The sequence below is a fragment of the Siminovitchia thermophila genome (assembly GCF_016909185.1).
Classification (GTDB): domain Bacteria; phylum Bacillota; class Bacilli; order Bacillales; family Bacillaceae_C; genus Siminovitchia; species Siminovitchia thermophila.
Window position 1 is genome coordinate 22862 of sequence record NZ_JAFBFH010000015.1, and the last position, 16485, is coordinate 39346.

The following is a 16485-nucleotide window of genomic DNA, read 5'->3' on the forward strand; positions in this document are numbered from 1 at the left end:
AAGGTCGGCAGAGAGGAAGGATCTATTCCTTAAAATTCACATTCAAAAAGTAGCGATGCCACAATGCTTTTGAACATAAAGCCGGGAATCCAAAGGCGGGATATGTTTCGCTCTATATTTACTTTACAAAACAACATCCATCGTTTAATATTAAACCGTACGGTCGGTTTTTTTGAGTGGCTGTTTTTGAATGTACTGAGGAGGATGATCATGGCTACAGATAAAGGGAGAAAAAAACGCGATCTCATCCTCGACAAAGCAAAAGAGCTGTTTATCCAGCAAGGATATGCGGCTACCTCTATGGAGGATTTGGTCCAGTATATCGGGGTAAGCAAGGGAAGCATATACTACCATTTCAAGAGTAAGGAGGATTTGTTTGTTCAACTTCTTATCCGACAAAATCAGGAATGGATAAACGCCTGGGTTGAGAAATCGGTTGATTTTCCCAGCTTCGAGGAGAAGGTCTACGGTATCGCCGATCATATGGTGGATGATTTTCAGAACCCGCTTATTAAAGTGGGCGAAGAGTTTTACATTAGCAATCCGGAGAACGAAGAGCTGCTGGAAAAAATTTTAGCAATCATACGTGAGCCGCGGAAGCTCTACCGGGACATTTTTGCCGAGGGAGTGAAAGAAGGGCTAGTGCCTGAAGAGGAGCTGGATGACATAGCGATTGTCTTTGCTTCACTGCTGGATGGTCTTGTCACCTCGTTTTATGAACGTTCGACCGATGAGCTTCGTGTATTATACAAAAAGGCTGTAAAGTACTTCCTGCAAGGTGTTCTTCACAACCATAAGGATTAAGCTTGTTGACAGTCCAAACGGTGCCTTTCTTAAAGCGTAAGGAATACCGTTTGTTTTGACATATATTAAACCGACCGGTCGGTTTTCATTCTAGAAAGAAAAGAGGGGATCTTATGAAGCATTTATTTTCCAACCGTGCTTTTGTTTTTCTTATGCTATCTGACCTAATGCAAAACATCGGGATTTGGATTCGAAATATGGCTTTGTTGTTTTTTGTAATGGAAAAAAGTGGTGGAAATCCGGTAGCTGTTTCTTTGTTGACGATCATTGAATATGCGCCGATTTTTCTGTTTTCGATTGTTGGCGGCGTGCTGGCCGATCGTTGGCGTCCCAGACGGACGATGTTGTGGGGGGATATATTAAGTTTTCTTTCCATATTGCTCATCTTGTTTGTCGTTCTGGCGGGTTATTGGCAGGCTGTCTTTATGGTAACGCTCGTTTCAGCGATCGTTTCCCAGTTTTCACAGCCGTCTTCGATGAAAATCATTAAACGATGTTTGCCGGATGAGCATGTTCCTGCTGCTACGGCATTGTCCCAGACCATGATGTCGCTATTTGTGATTGTGGGGCCGATTATGGGCACGGCTATTTTTCAAATGGTCGGGCTTGAAGCTTCGCTCATCAGCTTGCTTGTGATATTTGGCGGTTCGGCTTTATTCATCGCATTGATTCCTTCTTCGGTAGATGTGACCGCATCAGACAATGATTCGTCAGGCTCTTTCATGAAAGATTTGAGTGATGGTATGAAGTATGTAAGAAGTCATCAGATGTTGAAAATCATGATGTGTGTCTATGTCATTCTGGCTCTGGGAGCAGGTTTGGTTCAGCCTTTGGATATATTTGTCATTACTGAACGGCTGGATTTGAATATGACTGATGTGCAGTGGTTCACGGCGCTGGATGGCTTTGGCATGCTGGTGGGAGGAATTACTGCCGCTGTGGTTACAGGAAAGCTGAAGGGCTCAACACTGATGTTTATCGGGCTGGCCTTCCTTGGGGTGTCTACCTTCGTGGAGGTGCTTTCTGTCTGGCCTGTACTTACCGGAACGATGCGGTTTTTGACTGGCTTCCTTCTGGCATTGGCCGAGACGGCTTTGATGGCGGTGATGATCCGCCAGGTGGACGAGAAATTCGTTGGCAGGCTGAATGGATTGATGACCCCGATATTTATCGCGTTACTGCTGATTGGTTCGGGAAGCGCGGGGGTATTTATGGTATCGACATCTATCTTTGCTGTGTACTTTACAGCCGGAGTTCTGTTTCTCCTCGCATCGTTTATCAGCCTCAAGCTTCCTTTCTCATCAGAGGTAAGAAAAGATGTCAATGTGATATAGTGACGGTGCAGAAAAGGCAGTTGCGGCTAAAAGCCTCATGGTACATCTTCATTGGGGACAAAACCGCAGGCTCAAACCCTGTCACCCTTATCAGCTTAAAAAGCACTCAATCCTTACATTTCAAGGGTTTGAGTGCTTTTTCTTTATCTTACATCATACAATGAAGCAACATATTCCTTTAAAAACGGAAGACGGGCTTGCTTCAATTGACACAAGATATTGTTTCAAAATGATCACTTCTCTAGATTTATTTCATTTTATTTAATAATATGATATTTTAGTGACAATATGATGTCAGGATGTGACAGAGTTGTTTGTGCATATCGTAGATAAAGACATTTATTTAAAGTTGGTAGATTTGAATGACACACAAAGGGTATTTCAGCTGACGAAGGATTCGAGGATGCATTTGAGGAAATGGGTCCCCTGGGTGGATGACACGTATAGTGTGCGGGATACGGAAAATTTTATCAAAGAAAGTCTTAAAAACTATGAAGAACATAAAAGCATGAATACGGTAATCGTGTATAAAGACGAAGTGGTCGGGGTAGCCGGTTTTAATGAGTTTGATTGGCAAAACAAACATGCCACCATCGGATACTGGCTTGGCAAAGAGTATACAGGGAAAGGGATCATGACAAGGGTTGTCAGTGAGCTGACGGATCTGGCTTTTACCCAACTGAAGCTGAATCGCGTAGAAATCAGGGTGGCTGATGGAAACAAAAAAAGCAGGGCAATTCCGGAAAGGCTCGGTTTTCAAAAAGAGGGATGCATCCGCGAGGCTGAGTGGCTGTATGAAAAGTTTGTCGACCATATCGTTTATGGGATGTTAAAGAAAGACTGGCTTGCAAAAAAAGAAGAAGGCACCGCCTGACTCCAATGAGGCGTGCCTTTTTAGGTTGAATGGATCTTGATCAATTGTTTGATTAAAAGGTAAAGTTCACTTCTGTTTTCTCTTGTTCTTCATAACCCTTCATATATTTAATGCGTCTTTGGGCGGAAGCCGCGTTTACTTGCTCATCAGCATGGTATGAAGAGCGGACGAGCGGACCGGATTCGCAATGGCTAAATCCTTTTGACAAAGCGATTTCCTTGAGTTCTTCAAACTCATCGGGATGGTAATAACGTTCCACTTTCAAATGTTTCTTGGTCGGCTGCAAATACTGTCCGATTGTCATAATATCCACATCATGGGCGAGCAGATCGTCCATCGTTTCAAGAATTTCTTCTTTTGTTTCACCGAGCCCGACCATCATGCTGGATTTCGTTGGCGTGTCCGGTGCAATTTCTTTTACGCGTTTTAATAATTGAAGTGAGCGGTCATACATTGCGCGGGCGCGGACACGTCGAGTCAAGCGCCGTACCGTTTCAATATTATGGTTAAAAATATCCGGGGCACTTGACATCAGTGTTGTTAAACTTTCGTAATCGCCTTTCATGTCTGAAGGAAGGATCTCAATCGTGCATCCCGGGTTTGCTTCGCGGATTCTTCGCACCGTTTCCGCAAAAACGGCGGCACCCCCGTCTTTTAAATCGTCACGCGCCACCGCAGTAACGACAACATGCTGAAGTCCCATAATTTTGACCGATTCCGCGACGCGTGCCGGCTCTCCCCAGTCAAGCTCTGTCGGTAAGCCTGTTTTAACAGCACAAAAACGGCATCCTCTCGTACAAGTGTCACCCAAAATCATGAATGTGGCGGTTTTTCTTTCGCTCCAGCATTCATGAATGTTTGGACAGCGCGCTTCTTCACAAACTGTATTCAGGCTTTTTTCACGCATCAATTTTTTCAGTCCGGTATAGGATTCGTTTGTATTGATTTTAATTTTAAGCCAATCCGGTTTCCTTATGTATTCCTCATTTTTTGCCACTGGCCAGCACCTTCTTTCTAAAATGTAAATTCCAATCGTCAGAGCGATATTTCGCATCAGCAAGTTCACGTACTTCTTCCCATTGTTCATCTGTCAATTCGAAAGGTACGAGTGTCAGACCGAGCTTTTCTTCAAAACCTTTGCGAAATGCTTCTTGAGCCTCTTCATACGTAATACTTTTTCCGGATGCTTCATGAATCGTAATGGCTTTGGTTGAAAAAGCTTCACGTTTGGCGGACCGGGTATCCTCATCAGGAAATTGAAAAAGGTCAAACAATAATTGTTTGTTCATAGTAAACGGGATGGATCCGTGTTGGAGAAGCACCCCTTTTTTCCTCGTTTGTGCGTGTCCGGAAATTTTTTTTCCATTCACAAGCATTTCGTAGTCGGACGGCCTTTCAAAACATACTGCCGTACGGTCGCGAAAACGTTCTTTCGGAATGGAATATTCGGCGTTGATGCCCAGGTTGTTGAAACCCGCCATAATCCCTTTAGATAGCTCGTAATATGCTTCCCGAATGGAAGGCGGGATATAGTCCTTCTTTTCGGAGACTACGACGCTGTAGGTCAGCTCATCATCATGCAAGACGGCGCTGCCGCCTGTTTGTCTTCTGACAAACTCGCAGCCATTGCGCTTAACTCCATCCAGGTCGATTGTCCGTTCTATTCTTTGAAAGTGGCCGACGGAAAGCGTAGGTTTTGACCAGCCATAAAAACGCAGAATGGGAGGGATTTTTCCTTCGCTATGCCAATTCAACAATGCTTCATCCATCGCCATATTTACCGCAGCATCGTTAAAGCCGGAGCTTAACAATCCCCAAGTATCATACATTTCATCAACTCCTAAAGGTGAAACGCTTACGAAGCGAAAAGTCTCAAATATTGCCTTTATCTTAACGAAAGACAGTTTATAAGTAAAGCTTCACGAACTGGAGAAAAACGGTCAAAAAGTATAAATGATGATATTTAAGTTAATGATGCTAAAAACTTGTTTACATATGGAGGTATCCATCGCGATGAAAAATACTTTGTTACTGTTATGGCTGACATCGGCTTTGGCCTTGGTTGGATGTAGTGGAGACGATAATCAGACAATTGATAAAAAAGACGAGGCAGTGCCGACGAGCAGTAAATCCCCGATCAATATTTCATTGATCAACCGGGAAGGGGAGAAAACAGGCGAAGCGGAGCTTGTTGAAACGGATAAAGGCGTGGTAATCCGCGTCATGGCGGAAGGGCTCGAGCCTGGAACAAAAGCCATCCACATTCACGAAACGGGAAAATGCACACCGCCCGATTTTAAATCGGCCGGCGCCCATTTTAATCCTTTCGGCAAGCAGCATGGATTTCACAATCCGAAAGGGTATCATGCCGGGGATTTGCCCAATATTGAAGTTCCGCAAAGCGGCAAGATTGATGTTGTGTTACAAACAGCCGATGTGACGTTAGAAACCGGGAAGCCGAATTCCCTTTTGGATGCTGACGGCAGCGCCCTTGTCATTCATGAAAAAGCCGATGACTACAAAACCGACCCGGCTGGAAATGCGGGAGACCGGATCGTATGTGGAGAGATTGTGAAAGCGGGGAATGAATCGTAATTCCACCTTTTGAAAACGTATGAATTGCTGATGCCATTTTTAAAATAAGGTTGTCCAGAAAGTCAGTGAAAACGGGCTTCTGTGACAACCTTTTTTAATGTTAAGCTGTGTCTAACCTTTGGAGTGTCATAAGGCTTTTTTACAAATACCGGGCTCTGGAAGCCAGCATATCGACAACCATTCTGGAAGCGGTAATGGCCGTAATATCACTATGATCATAAGGAGGAGCGATTTCAACTACATCAAACCCTACCAAGTTGACTTCTCCGAGCAAATCAATTGCTTGGATCATTTCCCTGACTGTAATTCCGCCAGGTGTTGGAGCGCATGTTCCAGGAGTCTGAGAAGCTTCCAAAGAGTCCATATCGAAAGTAATATATACGCCGTCTGTTCCATCAGAAGCAATTTCAATTGCTTGTTTGACGACAGCTTCTATTCCGTTTTTATAAATATCTCTCATTGTAAAGAGACTAATGTCATTTTCCCGGACATATTCTAGTTCTTCTTTCGGGTTCATGGAACCGTGTGGACCGATGATAACAGCATTTTTCGGGTTGAAACAGCTTAATTCCATTGATCTTGGGACTGGACAGCAGTGATTCCATTTGTCGCCGCCAACGTCAGGGGCTGTATCCAAATGGGCATCAAACAAGATAAATCCATAATTTGCATTCGGGTTAAATTCTTCTAATGCACGAGTGGCAGCCACTGTCACAAGGTGTTCACCGCCGATGACGACGGGCATGGCTCCTCCGTGAAGAAGTTCCAGAATATCACGTTTTCCGCTTTCAAGTGTTTCAAAGGCATTGCCGATGACAACGTTGATATCTCCAAAGTCGTGTACATTGTACTTTTCGACGACATCCACATCATAATCCAGATGGTAAGGAATATACAGGGATGAACAATCACGAAAACGTCTCGGTCCCATTGTGGAACCTGTCCGGACAATGGTCGTCCCGTCAAAAGGAATTCCGAGAATGCCCGCCTTTACTCCCGCTTCTTTGATGAGTTGGCGGTTCGGCTCCATATATGGTCTTTTCATAAAAGTTGCCAATCCTGCATGTAATACGGTACTCCAAGTATCGTTTGCCATTTTATCTTCCTCCTAAGTGTATAGAGCATTTTATTTGAAAAAGCCGGATGGCGAATTGCCCTCATTATGCCAACAGCTTTTACAAGCGTTTGTTTCAACCGGCGGCGCGATCTGTCTGTTTGTCCTTTTGTTTTGAAAAAGTGTAGCCTCCTTGCCGGTATTTTGAAAAAACAACTTTGCCAGCAATTACATATACAAAGCCTGCAACGACCATAGCTGGAAATGTAGCGGACAAGAGATGGAACAATCCTTCGCCGCTTGCATAAGAAAAGGTTTTCATTCCGCTCATCCAGCCTCCGAGATACACCCAAACAATCATGCCAATCAGTTGGGCACCAATCGCAACTGGGTTAAACCCGTGAAAATATTTATAAATTCCTTTGGGATTATAGCATTCTCTTACATCTATCTTTTCTTTCCTCAAAAAGTAGAAGTCTGCAATTGATACCGCCCAATAAGGACCGGCCAAAAGTCCGACGAAAAGTAAGATATAGTTAAACATATCTTGAAGGCTGGTTGAAAAAATAAACAAGGTTGACGGTAAGGCAAGAGCCAGTGTGACCAACTGATATCTCAATTTTGGAAAAATAGATAAAACAGCCATGACACCTCCATATGTCAGAAGGGCAATCGTCGTAATGTTTCCAAATACGATAATTAAATAAGCCGGTAAGCCTACATCGATTTTTCCTGCCCAAGCGGGAGGTTCATATTCCCCGGTTAATAGCGTAGCCATTCCTCCAACCAATCCAAAAAGGATCCCCATGGCAGTCAGCCCTAAATAAGATGTCCAGTAGGCATGGCGCTGGGATTTGGCAAATTTGTTCCAGGCGCCTAGATAAGGAAGCCATGCTACAGCGAAGGCGACACATAGTTCAAAGACATAAGCTCCGCCCACTTCGAAGGTAGGTTTTACACTTGCCATTGCGCTCCAATTTTCAGGCTGAATTAATTTATATAGAATATAAATGGTTAAGGCAATAAAAAATGGAAATGTGATTTTTGCTAGCGTGAAACCATACTTCGGGTTAATTAATAAAAATACGATCGGAATGGATAGGCCAATCAGTGAATAAATAATGTAATCTCCCGCAAACGTGAATCCACCGGCATAGGTGATCATGACGTGTTTGGCGGATTTTCCGGCCAAGGCGGTTAAAATGCCGACCCAGCCAAAATTAATTCCGACGAGAATCATGACACCGAAAATCGAGCCTCGGATGCCGTAAGTTGGCCTCAAGGCGATGATTTCATCAATGCCATATTTGGCAGACCTTTGCGACGACCACGCTATGCATGTATAGGCTGCCAAGTTTGCAAAAATAGTCAGAAATATGGTGGGTATCAAACCGATTGCCGGAGCATAGTCGCTGCCGACCATGAATGTAACGAGTAAAACGTTTCCACCGCACCAAAGCCAAAAAAGGGAAAAGCCCCCGGCATTCCGATCTTTTATAGGAATGGGCAAAATGCTTGTTCCAGTCTTCTTCATCAAAAATTCCCTCCTTCATCCAGATTCACTTTCAGGAAATGTAAGCTCCATACCATATTAAGGATGCAATAAACGGGATAAAACCAATTGCGATGACCAGCATATGATCTTTTTGCGTTACGTCGTCCACCTCGACTCCTTGTGCCAAGATCTCTTCCAGTTCATGATTCGTTTCTCTATCCATTATTCTCATCTCCCTGTTATACGAATTGTTCTTTAGATGATGCTAGATAAAGATCTTGTCTCCGTTTGGAAATATAACCCAGTTTTGGATCAAGAGTTGTTAGTAGCGGCAAATCCGCTGTTTTTACTCCTTCTTCCTTTTCCATGCTTAGCAAGGCGATTCCCTGAGTGTCAATGACCATGCTGTCCCCGCAAAACTTTAATGATCCTTCTTCACCGAGGCGGTTGCAAATCACGACGGGTATTTCATTTTCCATCGCGCGGCTTTTGGCATAAATGTGATGGTGTCTTTCATACGGTTCCATGTTCGCGTTCGTGATAGCGATCAACTCCGCCCCTTTGATTTTTAATGTTCTCGCCAGTTCCGGAAACTCCACGTCAAAACAAATCATGATACCAATTTTTCCAAGTGATGTAGGAAATACATGAATGTCGGTGCCGGGTGTGAAAAACTCTTTTTCCCGGTCAAATAAATGGGTTTTTCTATAGACTCCTCGTAATTCGCCTTGATCGTCAATCAAGGCGGAGGAGATATAGTAAAAACCGTTATCAATCTCTGCAAAACCGACTACAGTATAAATAGAGAATGTTTTGCACAACTCTTTCACTTTGGTTAAGCTTGGGCCGTTTTTTGTTTCGGCCAAATATGGAACTTGATGACCAATCGCATAGCCGGTCAAAAATAATTCCGGAAAAACAATCATGTTTGATTTTTGTTCCGCGGCTTGTGCAATCGCTTTCTCTAAAAGTTGCAGGTTATGGCTTTTATCCCCCAGCTTTGGGGTTAATTGGGCTAATGATACTTTGATACTTTTCAAGTTTATCCCTCCTGGCTATTACTATTGCAAATAGTGTGCCAATGAGAAAAAGTCTTGTATTTCAAGAAAGTTGTCATATAATAATAACATATTGATGAATATTTTCATCATTTTTTTATTGGAATATCCTTCTTCCTATAGAAAGCGCTTTATTCATTAGTTTTAATGATTATTTTCATTATAATGATTTTTTTCATGATGAGGAGGCGATAAGGGACATGTTACGAGAGGTGGAGAGGCAATATGCAATCATTGTTTTTGACCAATCTACTCAAATAAAAGAGGCGTATGGGGAAAAAAGTTTGATAGCAACATATTTTCCTGATTTATTTAAGAAAGGGTATTATCTAAAGGATATCAATTGGGAGCAGGTTTTTATGAAGACTCCTTCATTTGGGGGAAATAAGCTAGAGCTTCTTCCGGCAACGAATGGCCAACATTTTATGTTGCTGTTTGAATACCTCCAAGAAAATAACTTGTGGATTATGATCATGATGGGCATTGATGGTCTGAACACGCTGCAAACAAAAATATACGAAGAACACAAAACAATTGAGGATGATGAGCTTTTGTATGGCTCCAAAAAAATGCAGCGCATCATTGATATTATTTATCAGGTCGCTGGTGTAAACTCTACGATCCTGCTACTAGGAGAATCCGGGGTTGGGAAGTCAAAGCTCGCCCATATGATACATCAGATCAGCAACCGTTCAGATAAGCCGTTTATGGCCATCAATTGCGGCACAATTCCCGAATCTCTCATCGAGTCCGAATTGTTCGGCTATGAGGACGGGGCTTTTACTGGAAGCAAACGGGGAGGAAAAAAAGGGTTGTTTGAAGAATCGGATACAGGTACGGTTTTTCTTGATGAAATTGCCGAACTGCCGATGAATGTCCAAGTGAAGCTGTTGGATGTCATTCAAGAAAATAAAATTCGAAAAGTAGGAAGCACAAAAAGCCAAACAGTGGATCTGCGTATCATAGCGGCAACGAACAAAGATATTAAAGCGATGGTTGACCAGAAACTATTTCGTGAAGATTTGTATTATCGTCTGAATGTTGTTCCGCTCGCCATCCCGCCTTTGCGAGAGAGAAAGGAAGAAATTCCATCGCTTGTAAACCACTTTGTGAAAAAATGCAACCAAAAGTATGGGCTGAATGTCTCTTTGTCTGCGGAAATGATATCCAGATTGCAATATTATCAGTGGCCGGGGAATATCAGGGAGCTTGAAAATGTAGTAGAAAGAATTGTCGTTACCAATTCCGATGAATGGCTTCCTGGTGAAAGCCATTCCGTCCCCTCTGAGCGGAGTATAGAAGTAAAAGAGTTGATCCCGCTTAAAGAAGCAAAGCAGTTGTTGGAAAGAGATCTGATTTCAAGGGCTTATAAAAAATATAAAACGACTTATAAGGCGGCCGAAGCTTTGGGGGTGGACCAATCCACGGTCGCCAAAAAAATTAAAATGTACAATATTCATAAATAGAAGGGGGCCGCGTGATGGCAGTCATGCGCTTAGCGCTTGCGCAATTAAGAAGTCATTTATATGACAAGAAAACAAATCTTTACAGAATTGCCCAAACTGTTGCTGAAGCAGCCGGGAAACAAGAAGCGGACTATGTGCTATTTCCCGAACTGTACTTGACAGGTTATACTTTAAATGAAAATGTAACGGACCTGGCAGAGCCGATTGAAGGCGAGAGTGTAAATTATATGCGAGAAATAGCCAGTCAACATTCAACGGGAATGATCGTCGGTCTTCCAGAAAAGGAAGACGACCATATATATAATACTGCCATCGTCATTGATAAAAATGGAGATATCATTGGCAAGTATAGAAAAACCCATCTTTTTGATTTCGAGAAACAATGGTTTTCTCCTGGTGATTCTTGTCCGGTGTTTGACACGCCCTTCGGCAGAATAGCTGTCATGATTACCTATGATATGGAGTTTCCCGAAACATCCCGCATTTTTGCCCAAAAAGGAGCGCGCCTTATTTTGGTGCTGGCTGCAAATATGGTGCCGTATCAGACATACCAAAGCGTCTTTTTGCGGGCGCGAGCCATGGAAAACCATGTATTTGTTGCGTTGGCGAATAAGGTTGGATTGGAAAACGACCATATCTTTTTTGGAGAGAGCGAGGTAATCCATCCAACGGGAAAAACCATTTACCAGTCATATAATAACGAATTGATTTCCACGGTGGACATTGACTTTGCCCAAACAAACACGGCGAAGGGGCTGCTTGATTATATTAATAATCGCAGGGTAGACTTATATCGTTCAGAAGGTTTGGTAAACGGAGTTATCAAAGAACAAATATAAATATCGTTTGGGAAGGAATGAAATCCTTCGTGAGGCAACATGATTTTACAACCGGGCCGATTGGAAAGCAGCTGCTCGTTTTCTCGCTTCCGATTTTATTGACGAATCTGCTTCAAGTTTCCTATCAATTTATTGATAGTTTATGGGTGGGAAATTTGTTGGGGGCGGATGCGCTCGGTGCGGTGGCGCTTTCTAGCACGGTTATTTTTACGGTACTGTCCTTTATCATTGGTGTCAATCATGCAACGTTAACGATACTTTCCCAATTAAAAGGGAAAGATGATGAGCAAAGGCTTCGCATGTTTGTAAATGCCTTTGTTGTCATTCTTGGCGGGTTATCCTTGCTTCTCGGTATGGTGGGGTTCGTGTTTGCGAAAAACATTCTACTGTTTTTAGGAACTCCGGATGCAATGCTGGAACAGGCGGCAAGCTATTTGCGAATTAACTTTCTCGGGATTCTTTTTTTGTTCGGCTATAATTTTATTGGCACAGTTTTTCGGGCGCTGGGAAACAGTAAGACGCCACTTCGATTTGTCATGATGGCGGTTATTCTCAATACGATTCTTGATCCTTTGTTCATATATGTTTTTCAGTGGGGGATTGAAGGGGCGGCGTTGGCTACAATCATTGCGCAGGGCTCCGCTTTTTCCTATGGTTTGTTCATAAGTATTTCTCGAAAAATGATTCCGTTTTCCAGGCCGGCGCTTCCGGAAAAAGAAGAAGCTTTGCTCATTTTGCGGCAGGGCATTCCTGCTGGACTGCAGATGACCGTCATCTCTGCCGGCATGGCTGCCATTATGAGTGTTGTCACCCGATTCGGCGGGGATGTTGTGGCCGGATTTGGTGCTGCCCAACGGCTTGACAGCATCATCATGCTTCCCGCACACGCGCTCGGTACTGCTGTCAATAGCATGGCCGGCCAAAATATTGCGGTGAACAAGTGGGATCGGGTTAGGAAAATAACCATTTACGCCACATTTTTGAACTTGGGTGCGATGCTCGTGGCGGCCTTGCTCATATTTATTTTTGCCCGCTGGGGAATCAGGATGTTCATTCAGGATGCGGGAGCGGTTGCATTTGGCACCGAGTATGTGAAAATCGTCGCTTTTTTCTACCCTTTTCTTGGATTTAATTTTGTCTGGAACGGCGTTGTCCGGGCTTCGGGCGCGATGTTTCAAGTACTCGTCCTGAACATCATTTCTTTTTGGTTGCTGCGTTATCCACTCACATTTTTATTCGCCCAATTTTTTGCGGAAAAAGGGATCGGCTATGGCATAGGCACGAGTTTTGTCATCAGCAGTATGCTGGCATTCGGCTACTATAAGTACGGAAAATGGCGGGAACGGGAACTTTTTAAAACAAAAACATAATATCGTCAAAATTTTTTAGAACGAAATGGAAAAAATATTTGGCTCATATTATCTAAAAGCCCATAGTAAAATGGGGTAGGAAGTTCGGGTAAGTGGGCGGTCTTCTTGCTGAACTTCCGCTAAACCCGAAATAGGGATAAGAAAACGCTCGGACGTGACACTGCAGTCTTCTGATTGAACTTTCGTCAAGCTAGCTCAATTTATATTATTTTTATTTATTTCTGGCAGTTTCTATTTCCAAAAAGATATTTACGTTGTAAGATAGGACTATCAAATCATTTTTTAGCCCGGATCAAATTGTGATCCGGGTAGCGTTTTATATTGGAATATGTAATTTGGAGGACAGTAAAAATGGGAACTACGGTAACAGAGGTGAGAATTGAGTCGGATTTTCTCGGCTCAAAAGAAGTCCCCGCCGCTGCTTATTACGGAATTCAAACGATGAGAGCGGTGGAGAACTTTCCAATCACTGGAAACAAGCTGCATCCAGAATTAATCAGGGCACTCGCCATTGTCAAAAAGGCTTCCGCACTTGCGAATATGGAAGTAGAGTTGCTTGCTTTTTCATTGGGAGAAGCGATTGTGCAAGCCGCCGAAGAAATTATTGACGGAAAGCTCCATGACCAATTTATTGTTGATCCGATTCAAGGCGGTGCTGGCACGTCGATGAACATGAACGCCAATGAAGTGATCGCCAACCGCGCACTTGAAATATTGGGGAAAAAGCGGGGGGAATACTCCGTCATCAGCCCCAATTCACATGTTAATATGTCCCAATCAACGAATGACTCGGTTCCGACCGCCATACATGTTGCCGTGTTGCGTGTATTGGACGAATTATTGTGCACAATGGAGGAGATGCGGGACGTTTTTGTCAACAAGCAAAAAGAGTTCGACCACATGATCAAAATGGGAAGAACACATTTACAGGATGCGGTTCCCATTCGCCTTGGCCAGGAATTTGGCGCATACAGCCGTGTCATCGAAAGAGACATAAAAAGAATCAAGAATACACGTGAGAACCTGTTTGTAGTCAATTTGGGCGCAACCGCTGTTGGAACCGGTTTAAATGCTGATCCGCGCTATATTGAATTGGCTGTCAGTCATTTGCGCGACATTTCCGGGTTGCCGCTCGTTGCCGCCGACGATTTGGTGGATGCGACCCAAAATACGGATGCTTATACAGAAGTATCTGCCGCATTAAAAATATGCATGATTAATATGTCCAAAATCGCGAACGACCTACGAATGATGACGTCCGGACCGCTTACCGGCCTTGCAGAAATCCGTTTGCCGGCACGACAGCCCGGATCGTCCATCATGCCTGGGAAAGTAAACCCCGTTATGGCCGAACTCATCAACCAAATTGCCTTCCAAGTAATCGGAAATGACCAAACGGTGGGCCTTGCGTCGGAAGCAGGGCAATTTGAATTAAACGTAATGGGACCGGTCCTTGTGTACAACTTGCTTGAATCCATCACTGTCATGACGAATGGATTCAAAGTGTTTACAGAATTATGTGTCTCCGGCATTGAAGCAAATGAAGAGAGAATGAAAAACTATGTTGAATCGAGTATCGGTATCATTACTGCTGTCAATCCGCATATCGGGTATGAAGCGGCGGCGGCCATTGCCAAAGAAGCGTTACAATCGGGCCGATCCGTCAGGGAGCTTTGCCTTGAGTTGGGTGTTTTGACAGAAAGCGAATTAGATCAAATACTTGATGCGCACGAAATGACGAACCCGGGCATAGCAGGAGCGTCTTTATTAAGGAAATAATGAAACAACCCGGACCGCCTTGGATATCGGTTCGGGTTGTTTTCTTTTGGTATGATCATGCTTTGGCACTCACACTGCCCACTGTAAAGTTTTACAATAAATATTGCCTGGTGTCGGCTTTTTTCAAAGGAAGGAAGGTCCAAAAAGGATATATTCCTTACAAGGTAAAGTCGAAAATGGTGATACCGCAACATTTGTAAAAAGGTAAGAGAGGGAGCGCACAAAGTTTGGCGCTTTCTTAATCTATCAAAAAGCCAATCTTGCCGAATTGTTCGGCATCTGCCAAACGCTGAAAGGCTTCTTCATATTTGCTTAATGGAAAGATTTGGTCAATGACTGGTTTAATGCGATGCTTTTCGATGAAGTTGAGCATTTCTTGAAATTCCTCTGCGCTTCCCATCGTGGATCCGAGCAAATTGAATTGGCCGTAGAAGAAGTTTCGGAGATCCAATTTTATCTCATCGCCCGCCGATGCGCCAAATGTGACAATTGTACCACCGGGACGAAGTTGGGCGATTGATTTGTTGAATGTAGCAGCTCCGACAGATTCAATGACTAGGTCCACCTTTTCCCCTTCCAATGCTTCGTTCCAATCGTCATTGCTGTCAATGGCTTTGTCGGCTCCAAGATCGATGGCCTGTCTGCGTTTTTCTTCGGACCGTGATGTGACATACACGGTGGCGCCCACGGCTTTGGCAAATTGTAAAATAAAAGTAATAACGCCGCTCCCTACTCCTGGAAGGAGTATCGTTGTTTCCGGTGTAACTTTTCCTCTCGTAAAAAGGGCGCGATAAGCGGTAAGAGCAGCCAATGACAGCACACCAGCCTCTTCCCAAATTAAGAATTCTGGCTTCGGTACGGCGTTTTCCGCCGGAATCACTATGTATTCGGCAAAAGTTCCATGGAATGGAAGTCCCACAATTTCAAAACCCTGGGGCGGCGCATCACTCGTCTTTTTCCAACCCAACCCCGGATTGATGATGACCTCTTCTCCCGCTTCGACATTGGTAACGCCTTCACCAACTGCGTCTATAATGCCAGCCCCATCAGACCCGATGATAAGTGGCGGATCAGTCGGTTTGTGGCGCTGAAGCACAAACAGGTCGCGGTGATTCATCCCTGCTGTTTTTAATTTAACTTTCACTTCGCCGGCGCCCGGTTGCACTTCTTCCATATCACGGAGCAAAAGGCCATTCATTCCCGATTTTCCTTCATGAACAATCGCTTTCAACATCATCCCTCCGTTTGTAAAATAATTCTTTCGATTTATCTTCTATTCTATCATACGGAACATTTGCGTATGTTTCTAGTACTATTTAATGATGCCAAAAGCCTATCGCGTTTTTGATCATGTTTAGAAAGATAATCATTTGTTGAAAAAGTGAATATGTAAATGTTACGACCAAGTGCAACTCTTGCCCAATGGCTTAGCGCTAAATCAGATTTCTTTATTTTGACGGGTTTTACGAAAGGGAGAACAGCCGAGGGTAAAACGCAGGGGAGGGGGAGGACCGTCAAAATACGTGTAATGTTTACACATTCCATTTCAAATCATGTACAGAAAGTGGAGCATGTATTGGGCTGGAAAATCAATTAGCATCAAAAATGGCTCATGAAAAAATACCCATTCCGATGCCGTGTATAACAAAGATGAATGCTTTTATTTAATACCTTTTAGAATCAACTTCAAAAATGACTTGAAGAGCGGAAAACAAACGGTTTAAATATCATTGGCATCCCGGACCATCTCACATTCTATTTACGGTCACTGTTTCAAAGCAAACTATTATGGCAATGAAAAAAGAAGCATAAAGCGT

15 protein-coding genes are annotated in these 16485 nt (G+C 43.5%); 8 read left to right on the forward strand and 7 right to left on the reverse strand.

Features of this window, described 5'->3' with window-relative positions:
- Positions 1 to 210: 210 nt before the first annotated feature.
- From JOC94_RS11710 to JOC94_RS11720, 3 genes are all read left to right on the forward strand, one after another.
- A complete protein-coding gene (locus JOC94_RS11710) occupies positions 211 to 804 on the forward strand; it encodes a TetR/AcrR family transcriptional regulator (RefSeq protein ID WP_077113838.1) in 594 nt (197 codons plus the stop codon).
- Between the two features lie 113 nt (positions 805 to 917).
- Positions 918 to 2138, forward strand: a complete 1221-nt coding sequence (locus tag JOC94_RS11715) for an MFS transporter (RefSeq protein WP_077113837.1) — start codon at positions 918 to 920, stop codon at positions 2136 to 2138.
- A 316-nt stretch (positions 2139 to 2454) separates the two neighbouring features.
- Entirely contained in the window at positions 2455 to 3012 is a 558-nt protein-coding gene (locus JOC94_RS11720) for a GNAT family N-acetyltransferase (RefSeq protein WP_408021919.1), read from the forward strand.
- A 52-nt stretch (positions 3013 to 3064) separates the two neighbouring features.
- On the opposite strand, the gene lipA is transcribed toward JOC94_RS11720, so the two are convergent.
- On the reverse strand, positions 3065 to 4009 hold the full coding sequence (lipA, locus tag JOC94_RS11725; RefSeq protein WP_077113835.1) for a lipoyl synthase: 945 nt from the start codon (positions 4007 to 4009) through the stop codon (positions 3065 to 3067).
- Complete coding sequence (locus JOC94_RS11730; RefSeq protein ID WP_077113834.1) at positions 3996 to 4841, reverse strand: lipoate--protein ligase family protein; 846 nt, start codon at positions 4839 to 4841, stop codon at positions 3996 to 3998. The genes lipA and JOC94_RS11730 overlap by 14 nt, the downstream gene beginning before the upstream one ends.
- 184 nt (positions 4842 to 5025) lie before the next feature.
- Here JOC94_RS11730 and JOC94_RS11735 point away from each other — a divergent pair, with 184 nt between their 5' ends.
- The gene (locus tag JOC94_RS11735) at positions 5026 to 5607 is read left to right on the forward strand and encodes a superoxide dismutase family protein (RefSeq protein ID WP_139345726.1); all 582 of its coding nucleotides are present in this window, start codon (positions 5026 to 5028) and stop codon (positions 5605 to 5607) included.
- A gap of 139 nt (positions 5608 to 5746) precedes the next feature.
- Here the strand turns inward: JOC94_RS11735 and speB are convergent, their stop codons facing one another.
- The 4 genes from speB to JOC94_RS11755 all read right to left on the reverse strand — a co-directional run bounded on the left by speB (position 5747) and on the right by JOC94_RS11755 (position 9196).
- Positions 5747 to 6703 (reverse strand): agmatinase, encoded by a 957-nt coding sequence (gene speB / locus JOC94_RS11740; RefSeq protein ID WP_077113833.1) that lies wholly within the window; start codon positions 6701 to 6703, stop codon positions 5747 to 5749.
- Between the two features lie 94 nt (positions 6704 to 6797).
- Positions 6798 to 8195: a purine-cytosine permease family protein gene (locus JOC94_RS11745; RefSeq protein ID WP_077113832.1), complete on the reverse strand. Its 1398-nt coding sequence runs from the start codon at positions 8193 to 8195 to the stop codon at positions 6798 to 6800.
- A gap of 31 nt (positions 8196 to 8226) precedes the next feature.
- Positions 8227 to 8379 (reverse strand): hypothetical protein, encoded by a 153-nt coding sequence (locus JOC94_RS11750; protein ID WP_171974031.1) that lies wholly within the window; start codon positions 8377 to 8379, stop codon positions 8227 to 8229.
- Between the two features lie 16 nt (positions 8380 to 8395).
- Entirely contained in the window at positions 8396 to 9196 is an 801-nt protein-coding gene (locus JOC94_RS11755; RefSeq protein ID WP_083717719.1) for a carbon-nitrogen hydrolase family protein, read from the reverse strand.
- Between the two features lie 218 nt (positions 9197 to 9414).
- Between JOC94_RS11755 and JOC94_RS11760 the strand changes: the two genes are divergently transcribed.
- The 4 genes from JOC94_RS11760 (at position 9415) to aspA (ending at position 14668) form a co-directional block, all read left to right on the forward strand.
- Positions 9415 to 10680: a sigma-54 interaction domain-containing protein gene (locus JOC94_RS11760; protein ID WP_205179409.1), complete on the forward strand. Its 1266-nt coding sequence runs from the start codon at positions 9415 to 9417 to the stop codon at positions 10678 to 10680.
- A 14-nt stretch (positions 10681 to 10694) separates the two neighbouring features.
- Entirely contained in the window at positions 10695 to 11519 is an 825-nt protein-coding gene (locus JOC94_RS11765) for a carbon-nitrogen hydrolase family protein (RefSeq protein WP_077113830.1), read from the forward strand.
- Positions 11520 to 11548: 29 nt separating this feature from the next.
- Positions 11549 to 12889 (forward strand): MATE family efflux transporter, encoded by a 1341-nt coding sequence (locus JOC94_RS11770; RefSeq protein ID WP_077113829.1) that lies wholly within the window; start codon positions 11549 to 11551, stop codon positions 12887 to 12889.
- A 351-nt stretch (positions 12890 to 13240) separates the two neighbouring features.
- Positions 13241 to 14668 (forward strand): aspartate ammonia-lyase, encoded by a 1428-nt coding sequence (aspA, locus tag JOC94_RS11775; RefSeq protein WP_077113828.1) that lies wholly within the window; start codon positions 13241 to 13243, stop codon positions 14666 to 14668.
- Positions 14669 to 14906: 238 nt separating this feature from the next.
- Here the strand turns inward: aspA and JOC94_RS11780 are convergent, their stop codons facing one another.
- Entirely contained in the window at positions 14907 to 15899 is a 993-nt protein-coding gene (locus tag JOC94_RS11780; RefSeq protein WP_077113936.1) for a zinc-binding dehydrogenase, read from the reverse strand.
- Positions 15900 to 16485 lie beyond the last annotated feature (586 nt).